The organism is Actinomadura sp. 7K534 (assembly GCF_004348575.1).
In the GTDB taxonomy this organism is placed as follows: domain Bacteria; phylum Actinomycetota; class Actinomycetes; order Streptosporangiales; family Streptosporangiaceae; genus Spirillospora; species Spirillospora livida.
In genome coordinates, this window is the sequence record NZ_SMKB01000232.1 from 1 (window position 1) to 11,154 (window position 11,154).

Annotated in this window: 6 protein-coding genes; all 6 read left to right on the forward strand. The window is 77.5% G+C overall.

Translation table 11 applies throughout. The annotated features are described in order from the left end of the window. The first annotated feature begins 37 nt into the window (after positions 1–37). On the forward strand, positions 38–3,259 hold the full coding sequence (locus tag E1266_RS30405; RefSeq protein ID WP_132052895.1) for a BTAD domain-containing putative transcriptional regulator: 3,222 nt from the start codon (positions 38–40) through the stop codon (positions 3,257–3,259). A 101-nt stretch (positions 3,260–3,360) separates the two neighbouring features. Then, on the forward strand, positions 3,361–6,672 hold the full coding sequence (locus E1266_RS30410; RefSeq protein ID WP_132052897.1) for an FtsX-like permease family protein: 3,312 nt from the start codon (positions 3,361–3,363) through the stop codon (positions 6,670–6,672). Continuing rightward, complete coding sequence (locus E1266_RS30415) at positions 6,669–9,263, forward strand: ABC transporter permease (RefSeq protein ID WP_132052899.1); 2,595 nt, start codon at positions 6,669–6,671, stop codon at positions 9,261–9,263. The genes E1266_RS30410 and E1266_RS30415 overlap by 4 nt, the downstream gene beginning before the upstream one ends. Further along, positions 9,260–10,171 carry an ABC transporter ATP-binding protein gene (locus E1266_RS30420; protein ID WP_132052901.1) on the forward strand — a complete coding sequence of 304 codons (912 nt, stop codon included), beginning with the start codon at positions 9,260–9,262 and terminating at the stop codon, positions 10,169–10,171. The genes E1266_RS30415 and E1266_RS30420 overlap by 4 nt, the downstream gene beginning before the upstream one ends. Next, positions 10,168–10,866, forward strand: coding sequence for an ABC transporter ATP-binding protein (locus tag E1266_RS30425; protein ID WP_243719073.1), 699 nt, complete (start codon positions 10,168–10,170; stop codon positions 10,864–10,866). The genes E1266_RS30420 and E1266_RS30425 overlap by 4 nt, the downstream gene beginning before the upstream one ends. Positions 10,867–10,936: 70 nt before the next feature. Further along, on the forward strand, positions 10,937–11,154 hold a 218-nt coding region (locus E1266_RS30430), incomplete at its 3' end, for a Tm-1-like ATP-binding domain-containing protein (protein WP_207946003.1).

Genomic DNA, 11,154 nt, shown 5'->3' on the forward strand with positions numbered 1-11,154 from the left:
GGCGGGGCTGTCGGACGGCGCCACTAGGGTGCGGCGTGTGCGTTTCGGGGTGCTCGGCCCGCTCGCCGTCTGGACCGACGACGGCGGGCTCGTTCCGGTGCCCGGGCTCAAGGTCCGGGCGCTGCTGGCCGGCCTCCTGGTCCACGAGGGCCGCCCGGTCCCCGCCGACCGGCTCATCGACGACCTGTGGGGCGACGCCCTGCCCGGCAACCCGATGGGCGCGCTGTCGGCGAAGGTGTCGCAGCTGCGGCGGGTCCTGGAGGACGCCGAGCCGGGCGCGCGGGCGCTGGTGGAGTCGCGTCCCGCCGGGTACCTGCTGTGCGCCGCCGATGAGCAGGTGGACGCGCGGCGCTTCCAGTACCTGGTGGCCGCCGCGCGCCGCGCCGGGGAGCCGAAGGAGACCGCGGCCCTGCTCGCCGAGGCGCTGGAGCTGTGGCGCGGCCCCGCGTTCGCCGACTTCGCGGACGAGCCGTTCACCCGCCCCGCCGCCGCGCGCCTGGGCGAGCTGCGGGTCACCGCGCTGGAGGAGCACGCCGAGGCCCGGCTCGACCTGGGCGAGCACGGCGCCCTGGCCGGTGAGCTCGGCGACGCGGTCGCCGCCCACCCGCTGCGGGAGCGGCTGCGGGCCGCGCACATGCGGGCGCTCTACCGGGCGGGCCGCCAGAACGAGGCGCTGGAGAGCTACGACGGCTACCGGACGCTGCTCGCGGATGAGCTGGGCCTCGATCCCGGCGCCGAGCTGGCCGATCTCCAGCGCGCCGTCCTCCGGCAGGACCCGGCCCTCGACGCCCCTGCCGCGCCGGAGCCCCGGCCCCGGTCGAACCTGCCCGTCCCGCCGACCGAGCTGATCGGGCGGGACGGCGCCGTCCGGGAGATCCGGGCGCGCATCGGCACCGACCGGCTCGTCACCCTCACCGGCCCCGGCGGCGTCGGCAAGACGCGGCTCGCGATCGAGACGGCGGCCGGGCTCGTGGACGCGTTCGGCGACGGCGTGTGGATGGCGGAGCTGGCCGGGTTCGAGCGCTCCACGGTGCCCGACCTCGCGGAGGCCGTGACCGCGATCCTCGACATCCGGGACGCGCCGGGCACCGGGGGCGCGGCCCTGGACCGGCTCGCGGCGGCGCTCGGCGCCCGCCGGCTGCTGCTCGTCCTGGACAACTGCGAGCACGTGATCGAGCAGGCCGCCGAACTGGCGGAGCGGCTGCTGCGCCGCGTCCCCGGGGTGCGAATCCTCGCCACCAGCCGGGAGCCGCTCGCGCTGCCCGGCGAGGTGGTGTGGTCGGTGCCGCCGCTCGACGTGCCCGGCGCGGGCGACGACCCCGGAGCCGCCAGTGCCGTGCGGCTCTTCGCGACCCGGGCGGCGGCGTCCTCGCGGCGGTTCCGGCTGGACGAGGCGACGGCCGGCCCGGTCGGCGAGCTGTGCCGCCGCCTCGATGGCATCCCCCTCGCCCTGGAACTGGCCGCGACCAAGGTGCGGACGCTCGGCGTGGCGGGCATCGTCGACCGGCTCGACGACCGGTTCCGGCTGCTGTCGTCCGGGCACCGCGGTGCCCCGGCCCGGCAGCGCACGCTCACCGCGATGATCGACTGGAGCTGGGACCTGCTGACCGAGCCGGAACGGGCCGTGCTGCGGCGGCTGTCCGTGCACGCGGACGGATGCGCGGCCGAGTCCGCCGAGGCCGTCTGCGCCGGACCGGACGTCCCCGCCGGGGAGGTCCTGGACGTCCTGGCGCGGCTGGTCGACCGCTCGCTGGTCGTGATGACGGAGCGGCCGGGCGAGGGGCCCCGCTACCGGCTGCTGGAGTCCGTCGCCGCCTACGCCGCCGGACGCCTGGCCGAGGCGGGCGAGGAGGAGCGGGCGCGCGCCGGTCACGGCCGCCACTACCTCGACCTGGCCGAGCGCGCGGAACGGCACCTCTACGGCCCCGACCAGGCGCGCTGGCTCCGCCGGCTCGACCTGGAGTCGGCGAACCTCCGCCTCGCCCTGGACGCCGCCACCGGAGACGCCGCGCTGCGGCTGGTCAACGCGCTCGGCTGGTACTGGTTCCTGCGCGGCCGGCTGGCCGAGGCGCTGCGGTCGTTCGACGCGGCGCTCCGGCACGGCTGCGGAGACCCCGCGGCGCGCGCGAGGGCGCTGACGTGGCGCACGGGCCTCGCCGTCCTCAAGAGCGCCCCGCAGGACTGGCGGGCCCGCCGCGACGAGGCCCTCGCCCGCGTCGACGGGACCGGGGACGAGCGGCTGCGGGCCTGGGCGAGGTGGTTCCTGATCTACGCCAACGTCGAACTGGACGATGCCGGCGCGGCCGCCGGGACGCTGGAGGAGGCGCTGGCCTCGTTCCGCGCGTCCGGTGACCGCTGGGGGGAGGCGGCGGCGCTCGTCCTGCGGGCCCAGCACGCCCACGCCCACGGAGACCCGGTCGCCCTGGAACGCGACGCCGAGCGGGCCGCCGCCCTGTTCGCCGAGGTCGGCGACCGCTGGGGCGGGCTCCAGGCGGCGGAGTGGCTCGGCGCGGCGGCCGAGCTGACCGGCGACTACGACCGCGCCGAGCGGCTGCAGCACCGGGGCCAGCGGCTGGCCGAGGAACTGCGCCTGTGGCCGGACGTCGCCGTCCGGATGGCCTGGCGCGGCTGGATCGCCTACCTGCGCCGCGACTACGCGTCCGCCCGCCGGCTGTGCGGCCGCGCGCACCGGGTGGCCGTGGAGCAGGGCTTCGCGCAGGTCGTGACGTTCGCCGCCATCGGCGAGGGCCTGGCGGCGGCCGGCGAAGGCCGGCTGGACGATGCCGAGGACCGCCTGCGCCCCCTCCTGGCGGCCGCGTCCCCGGATGAGTTCCCCCCGCTCTACCTCACCCTCGTCCAGACGGGCCTCGCCCATGTGGCCGAGGCCCGCGGCGACGCGGCGCGCGCCCTCACCCTGCAGCGGGACGCCCTGGCCGTCGCGATCCGCCTGGAGGCCCCGCGCGACGTCGCGGGTTCCCTGGAGGGGCTGGCCTGCGCGCTGAGCCTCGCCGGCCGCACCGAGGACGCGGCGCACGCCCTGGGCAAGGCGGCGGCGATCCGCGAGTCGGCGGGCCTGCCGCCCAGCCCGGCCGAACAGGAGGACATCGACCGCGCCACCGGCCGGCTCGGCGCCGCCGCCGGCCCGGCCGCGCTCGCCGCGGGCACCCTCCTCGACCCGGCGGAGATCCTGCGGCGGGCGGAGGCGGTCCCGCCGGTGGGCGCGTCGGTGTGGCGGGCGGAAACGACGCCGGGCACCTAGCGCCGGGCGTCGGCGCGAAGATTGCGAAAACGTCGCGATTCGCCAAAGATCCCCCTGGGTCCCTTGTAACGCCCGTCACATGCAAATGATCATCGGCCCCCATGGGGCGACGACGGGGGTTCGTCATCGGGCGGATGGCCGGCGACCGGACGCTGATGCTGGCCGCCTGCGCGACCGCGCTGTTCACGACCGCCGTCCTCGCGGCGCTGGCGGGCTACACCGGCCCGGTGACCCGCGAGGGGATGCGGCGCACCCTGGCGGACGCCACCTTCGAGACGGCCGGGACGACGATCGGCGCGCACGTCCGGCCCGGCGGCCTCGCCGAGGTCCGGGACCGGGTCGGCCGGGCGCTCGGCGAGATCTACGGGGACGTGCCGCTGGCGGTCTCGATGAGCGTGCGCGGCGACTCGTACACGCTGCCGGGCCAGGAGAAGGCCGACCATCCCGAGCTGACCACGTTCGCGGCCTACACCGGGATCGAGCGGCACGCGCGGCTCACCGCCGGGCGCTGGCCCGCCACCGGTGAGAAGTCCGGCGAGGTCGAGGCCGTCCTGCCGCGCGCCGCGGCCGAGGCCATGCGCGTCGAGGTGGACACCGCCTTCACCCTGAAGGGGCGCGTCGACACGGCGTCGGCCGTGGACGTCCGGGTCGTCGGGCTCTTCGACGTCCCCGACCCCGGCCACCACTTCTGGCAGGGCGACGGGCTCGTCACGACCGGCGCCGAACGCCTCGACTACACGACGTACGGGCCGCTGGTGGTGCCGCCCGAGGTGTTCGGGGAGCGCTTCGGCGGCACCGGCTCCGACGCCCGGTTCACCGTCCTGCCCGACCTGAGCGTCCTGGACACCGGCGAACTCGGCCCGCTCGCCGACCGCGTGAGCGCCGGTGCGGAGACCCTGCGGGAGGGCGGGGACGGCGCGCAGTACTCCGTGGTGACCGACTTACCGGAACTGCTGCGGCAACTGCGCGGGGCCGTCCAGGTCGCGCGCTCCGCGATGCTCATCCCGGTGATCCAGCTGGTGGTGCTGGCCGGATGCGCGTGGCTGCTCGTCGCCCGGCTCCTGGCCGACCACCGGCGCGGCGAGGTGGCGCTGCTGCGGACCCGCGGCATGGGTATGCGGCAGCTCGCGGCCGCCGGCCTCGCCGAGGGGCTGCTGGTCGTGCTGCCCGCCGCCGTGCTCGGCCCGCTGCTGGCCGGGCCCCTGCTGCGGCTGGCCGGGTACGCCCCGGCGGTGCGCGAGTCGGGGCTGCGGCCGGCGGCCGGGCCGTCCCCGGCGCTGTGGATCGTCTCGGTCGCGGTGGCGCTGGCCTGCGCGGTCGCCCTGACGATCCCGACGCTGCGCGGTGCGAACCGCACGTTCGTGGAGGCGCAGGCCGGGCTCGGCCGCCCCGGGCGGGGCGTGCTGCGCGGATCCGGCGTCGACCTGGCGCTGCTCCTCGTCGCCGGGCTGGCGGTCTGGCAGCTCACCCGGTACGGGGTGGACGGCGCGGGCGGCGGCCCCGGCGGCGGACCGGGCGGTGTGGACCCGTTCATCGTGTCCGGGCCCGCGCTGGCGCTGCTCGCCGGAGGGGTGCTGCTGCTCCGGGCGGTGCCGGTGGTGTCCCGCGCGGCCGAGCGGGTCGCGACGCGGGGCCGGGGCCTCGTCCCCGCGCTCGGCACCCGGCAGGTCGGGCGCCGCCGCCTCCGCTACACGGGTCCGGTGCTCCTGCTGGTCATGGCGATGGCGGTCGGGGTGCTGTCGGTGACGACGATCTCGACGTGGAGCCGCTCGCACACCGACCGCGCGGACTTCAGGAGCGGCGCCGACCTGCGGTTCGTCCCGTCGTCCGGCGGTGCGGGACCGGCGCCGCTCGGGCAGGGCGGGCGGTTCGCGGCGCTGCCAGGCGTGACGTCCGCGACACCGGTGCTGCGCGCGGACGCCGGACTCGGCACCCGCCCGGCGGTCCTGCTGGGCGCGGACGCGGCGGCGCTCGGCCCGCTGCTGCGCGTCCCGGCCGACCTGCGGCGCGACCTGCGGCTGGACGAGCTGGTGCGGGCGCGTCCCGCCGCCCCGGCGCTGACCGTTCCGGGACGGCCCGAGCGCCTTCTCTTCGACCTCCGGCTCAGCCCCGCCGAACCGGGCCGCCGGCCGCCGCCGGGCGAGGACCACGAGATCGCCGTGACGATCGTGGACGGGCAAGGGTTCACCCGGAGGGTCACCCTCCCCGGGATCGCCGCCGACGGCGACGAGCACACCCTCGCCCTGGACGATCTGGCCGGGCGGGACGGCGCGCTGTCCTACCCGCTGTCCGTCCGGGGCATCCACTACTCCTACGACGAGAACCCCCTCGCGAAGGGGCTCGTGCTGGACGTCCTGTCCGTGCGGGGCGACGGCACCGGGGAGGCGCCCCGGCCGCCCGGTTCCCGATGGGCCGCGTTCGCCCGCACCACGGCCGCGACGGAGCAGCCCGACCCGCGCATGGAGGACACGGAGGGCGCGATGGGGCGGCTGACGATCCCGCCCACTCCGAAGCACGCGTCGGGGACCCGGGTCACCGAGCCGCTGGGGGAGGTCTCCGCGGTGCTCGGGACGGCGGCGGCGCCGTCCCGCGGCCCGGGGAACACCGATCTCCAGCCCGCCGTGCCGGGCGTCATCACCGGCGAGGCGGCGCGCCGCGCCGGGGTCGGCAAGGGAGGCACGGTCACGCTGAGCACCGTCGACGGCGACCAGCCGGTAGAGGTCGTGGGCGTGGCGCCCGCCCTGCCGAGCGTTCCGCCCGACGTCCCGGCCGTCCTGGTGGACCTGCCGACCCTCACCGGGAGCAGGCTCACCGCGGGCGGGGCGGACACCGGAAGCGTCACCCCCGGGGAGTGGTGGGCGGCGACGAGGGAAGGCCGCACCGGCCCCGCCGTCCAGGCGCTGACGGGCCATCCCGCCTGGGGCGAGGTCGCCGCCGACCGCACGGCGCTGCGCTCCCAGCGGCGGGACGCCCACCTGGGCGCGGCGCTCCAGGGGGCGCTGCTGCTGGGGTTCGGCGCGGCGCTCGCGTTCGCCGTCATCGCGTTCGTGGTGAACGCCGCCGTGACCGCCGGGGCCCGCTCCCGCGAGCTGGCGGTGCTCCGGGCGCTCGGGGTGCGGCCCCGGCAGATCGCCGGGATGTTCGCGATCGAGCAGGCGTACCTGGTGGTGCTCGGATTGCTCGGCGGGACCGTCCTCGGGCTGGTGGTGGCGCGGCTCGTGGTCCCGCACGTGGTGCTGAGCGTGCAGGCGGCGGAGCCGTACCCGCCCGCCGAGCTGGTCGTCCGGTGGCCCGTGGTGCTGGGCATGCTCGCCGGGGTGGCGCTGGTGCTCGGCCTCGTGCTGCCGGCGGTGGTCCGGACGCTGCGCCGCCGGAATCTCGGCGCGGGCCTGCGGGCGGGGGAGGACCGATGAGGGGCCCGCTGCTGCGGCTGGCTCGCGCGCAGTGGGCGCCGCTCGTCGCGCTGGCCGCGCTGACGGCGGTGTCCGCGCTGCTCGCCACCGTCCTGCCGGCGCGGATCGCCGCCGGGTACGACCGTGCCGCCGCGTCCGCGGTGGGCACGGGCGCGGACGTGCGCGTGGAGGGCCGGTCGGGAGGCGAGACCGGGGCGCGCATGATCCCCGGGAGCGCGGCGATGACGACCAACTCGCTCGCCTGGCAGGAGCTGCTGCCGCCCTCCCTGCGGGGCGCCGCCGGCGAGCCGGAGCCGTCGGTGACCTCCGGGCGCATGACGGTCGCCGGTGTGGCGCCGAGCCCGCGGCTGCTCTACCTGGGCTGGGACGAGGGCGCCTTCAGGCGGGCCCACATCGTCGCCGGAGAGCCGCCGGAGAACCGGCCGTCCGGCATCGGCGACGAGGGCGACGAGATCCAGGTCGCCATCGGCCGGGAGTACGCCGACGCGATGGGGTACGCCCCCGGCGACCGCCTCGAGCTCCATGAGCGCAACGTGCCCGCGCCCGTGCGGGTCCGGATCACGGGCGTGTACGAGGCGGACGACGCCGCCGCCCCGTACTGGGGACCGCGCCCCACCATGCTGCGGCCCATGAAGGCGGGCATCGGCGACGGCGTCCTCGCCGACGTCGGCACCGCGCTCACGGACGCGGGCGGGTACACGATGCTCACCCGCCACCAGGACCGGCGGCTCACCTACAGCTGGCGCTTCCCCGTCCACCGGGGCGCCGTCGACTCCGCCGGAGTCGCGGCCATGGCGGACGACCTGGACGCCTACCGGACCGCGGTGCGCGGCCGCTCCGACCTGTTCCCCTGCGAGGTCGTGACACCGCTCGACGGGCGGCTGCGGGGCTACGCGGACCGCCTCCACACGGCCAGGTCCGTCGTCGGGCCGGCGCTCGGCGGGCTCGCCGCCGTCGCCGCCGGGGTGCTGCTGCTGGCCGCCGGGCTGCTCGGGGTGCGGCTCAGGCCCGTCCTCGGGACGATGCGGGCCCGCGGCGCCGCGCTCCGGCAGCTCGCCGTGCCCGCGTGCGGCCTGACCGTGCTCGCCGTCGTCCCGTCCGCCGCGCTCGGGTACGCGGCGGGGCGGCTGCTGGACGCCGGGCCCCCGCAGGCCGCGTCGCTGTACGCGATCACCGCGTCGGTCCTGGCGGTCGTCGCCGTGTCCGCCGCGGCGGTGGCGCGGGAACGCGGCGGCGGCCTGGAGTCGTCGGCGGGCCGGCGGGACGACGCCGCCGCGGCGCGGCCGTCCCGGCGGCGGCTCGTCCTCGACCTCCTGCTCGTGGCGCTCGCCGTGATCGGTGTGGTGCTGGTCCGCGGCCGCGGCGCCGCCGCGGGGACCGACCCGCTGGTCGCGGCCGTGCCGGTGCTGCTCGGCGCGGCGCTCGGCGTCCTCGTCCTGCGCGCCTACCCCTACCTGCTGCGCGCCGCCGGGCCGTACCTGCGGCGGCGGCGCGGGGCCGTCGCGTTCCTCGGCGTCGCCCGCGCCGGACGGCAGGGGCTCGCCGGGACGCTGCCGCTGGCCGTCCTGCTCATCGCCACGGCCGTCGCGGGCTTCACCGCGACCGTCGGCACCTCGCTGCGCGACGGGCAGGAGCGCGCGTCCTGGGCCGAGGTGGGGGCCGACGCCCGGATCTCGGCCGGGCCCGTGGACGACGCCGCGCTCCGCCGGATCCGCGCGGTGCGCGGCGTGACCGGGGCGGTCCCGGCCCGGGTCGTGACGAACGTGACCGCCGAGGGGGACCGGGTCCCGGTGACGGTGCTCGGCGTGGACCTGGACGCCTACCGCGAAATCGCGCCCGGTACGCCCGGCGTGCCGGACGCGTCCGGCGCCTGGTTCTCGGAGTCCGCCTTCCGCCTCCTCGGCACGGACGCCGTGACGCTGAGCCGCCCCGGCCTCGACCCGATGCGCGTCACGCCGGCCGGGCGGATCGAGCGCTTCCCCGGACTGGACCCGGGGTCGGCGTTCGCCGTCGTCCCGTACAAGCTGCTCGCCGAGGCGAAGGGCTTCCCGTCCGAGGTCTTCGTCGCCGGGGAGGGACTGGACGCCGAGGCGCTGCGCGCCGCCGTCCCCGGCCGGGACGTCCGGCTGCGGCAGGACGTGCTGGACGGCATGGCCGGCGCCCCGCTCGTCTCCGTCGTGCACGGCACGTTCCGCGACGTCGCGCTCGCCGGCGGCGCGTACGGGTTCCTCGCCGTGCTGCTCGTCCTCGTCGTGGGGGCGCGCGAACGGGGCCGCACCGTCGCCCGCCTCCGCGCCCTCGGGCTGAGCCGCCGGCAGAGCAGGGCGCTCGCGCTCGCCGAGATCGCGCCCGTCCTGCTCTGCGCGGTCGGGGCCGGCTGGGCGCTCGGCCTGCTGCTGCCCCGGATCATCGGCCCCGCCGCCGACCTGCGCCCCTACACCGGGGGCTTCGCCGCCGCCGCGCACCTCCCGGGCGCACCCGCGCTGCTCGGGCTCGCCGCGGCCCTGCTGCTCGCCGCCGCCGCTGCCGTCGCCGTCGACCGCGCCGCCGACTCCCGCCCCGGAACCGCCCTGAGAACGGGGGACCCATGACCGACACGCCCGACCTCGCCGAACTGGAGCGCCGCGCCGCCGAACGCACGCCCGGCTACGGCGAGGGCGCCCACATCGTCTGCGACAACCTGGTCCGCATCTACAAGACCGAAGGGGTCGAGGTCGTCGCGCTCCAGGGCCTCGACCTGCTCGTCGACCCCGGCGAGCTGGTCGCCGTCGTCGGCGCGTCCGGCTCGGGGAAGTCCACGCTGCTGAACATCCTGTCCGGCCTGGACGTGCCGACCGCCGGCGTCGCCCGCGTCGCCGGCTCCGACCTGCTCACGATGGCGGCGCGGGAGCGGCTGGCGTTCCGGCGCGAGCGGGTGGGCTTCATCTGGCAGCAGACGTCCCGCAACCTGCTCCCGTACCTGACCGCCGCGCAGAACGTCGAGCTCCCGATGCGGTTCGCCGGGCGGTCCCGCCGGGCACGCGCCACCCGCGCCGCCGAGCTGCTCGGCATGCTCGGCGTCGGCGACTGCGCGGGCCGCCGCCCGGACGAGCTGTCCGGCGGCCAGCAGCAGCGCATCGCCGTCGCGGTCGCCGTCGCCAACGAGCCCCGCGTCGTGCTGGCCGACGAGCCCACCGGCGAGCTCGACACCGCCACCGCCGCCGAGGTCTTCGCCGCGCTCCGCCAGGTCAACGAGGAGTTCGGCACCACCACCGTCGTCGTCACCCACGACCGGCAGATCTCCGGGCACGTCGACCGCACGGTCGGCATCCGCGACGGCCGCACGAGCAGCGAGGTCCGCCGCCGCGCCGGCGCCGCCGAGGAGTACGCCGTGCTCGACCGGGCCGGGCGGGTGCAGCTCCCCGCGCCGTTCACCGAGGCGCTCGGCATGCGCGACCGCGTCCGGCTCAACCTGGAGACCGACCACATCCGGGTCCGGCCCGGTGAGGAGCGCGAATGACCGACCCCATGGTGGCCGTCGAGGGGCTCACCCGTACCTACCGGACGGGCGGGATCGAGGTCCCGGCCCTGCGCGGCGCGTCCTTCTCCGTCGAGCCGGGGCGGCTCGTCGCGATCAAGGGCCGCTCGGGCTCGGGCAAGACGACCCTCCTCAACCTGATCGGCGGCCTCGACACCCCCGACGGCGGCACCGTCCGCGTCAACGGCCGCGACGTCGGCGCCCTCCCGGAGGACGACCTCCTCGCCCTGCGCCGCGACGACATCGGGTTCGTCTTCCAGTCGCACGGCCTGATCTCCGTGCTGTCCGCCGCCGAGAACGTCGAGGTGCCGCTCCGTCTCGTCCGCACGCCGCCCGCCGAACGGGACGAGCGCGTCCGCGTCCTGCTGGCCCTCGTCGGCCTCGCGGACCACGCGGCCCAGCGCCCCCACGAGCTCTCCGGCGGGCAGCGCCAGCGCGTGGCCATCGCCCGCGCCCTGGCCAACCGCCCCCGCCTGCTCCTGGCGGACGAGCCCACCGGCCAGCTCGACTCCGAGACCGCCTCCGCGATCATGCCCCTCCTCCGCGCCCTCGTCGCCAGCGAAGGCGTGACGGTGCTGGTGGCCACGCACGACGAGACCCTGCTGACCGAGGCCGACCGCGTCCTCCACCTGGAGGACGGCCTCATCACCGAGGCGCAGACGCCGACTCCTGCCTGACGCCCCTCCTTGGCCGATGCCGGTTGCGGGGGACCGGTTGCGGGGCGGCGCGGTGGGGAACTCGTCCTTCATGGCAACTGTGGTGCTGGTGGGGACGCTCGATACCAAGGGGGCCGAGTACGCATGGCTGCGTGAGCGGGTGCGGGCTCTGGGATGCGACGTGGTGCTCGTGGACACGGGCATCGAGGCGTCCGAGGTCGAAGCCGACGTTCCGGCCGAGCGGGTCGCGGAGGCCGGGGGCACGTCGCTCGAGGCGCTGCGGGACTGTCTCTTATACACTTCTGCCGC

What these genes read in the sequence shown, in the direction of transcription:
- E1266_RS30410 (WP_132052897.1), top strand. Translation starts at nt 3,361, where the DNA reads ATGGGGCGACGACGGGGGTTCGTCATCGGGCGGATGGCCGGCGACCGG.
- E1266_RS30425 (WP_243719073.1), top strand. Translation starts at nt 10,168, where the DNA reads ATGACCGACCCCATGGTGGCCGTCGAGGGGCTCACCCGTACCTACCGG.
- E1266_RS30420 (WP_132052901.1), top strand. Translation starts at nt 9,260, where the DNA reads ATGACCGACACGCCCGACCTCGCCGAACTGGAGCGCCGCGCCGCCGAA.
- E1266_RS30415 (WP_132052899.1), top strand. Translation starts at nt 6,669, where the DNA reads ATGAGGGGCCCGCTGCTGCGGCTGGCTCGCGCGCAGTGGGCGCCGCTC.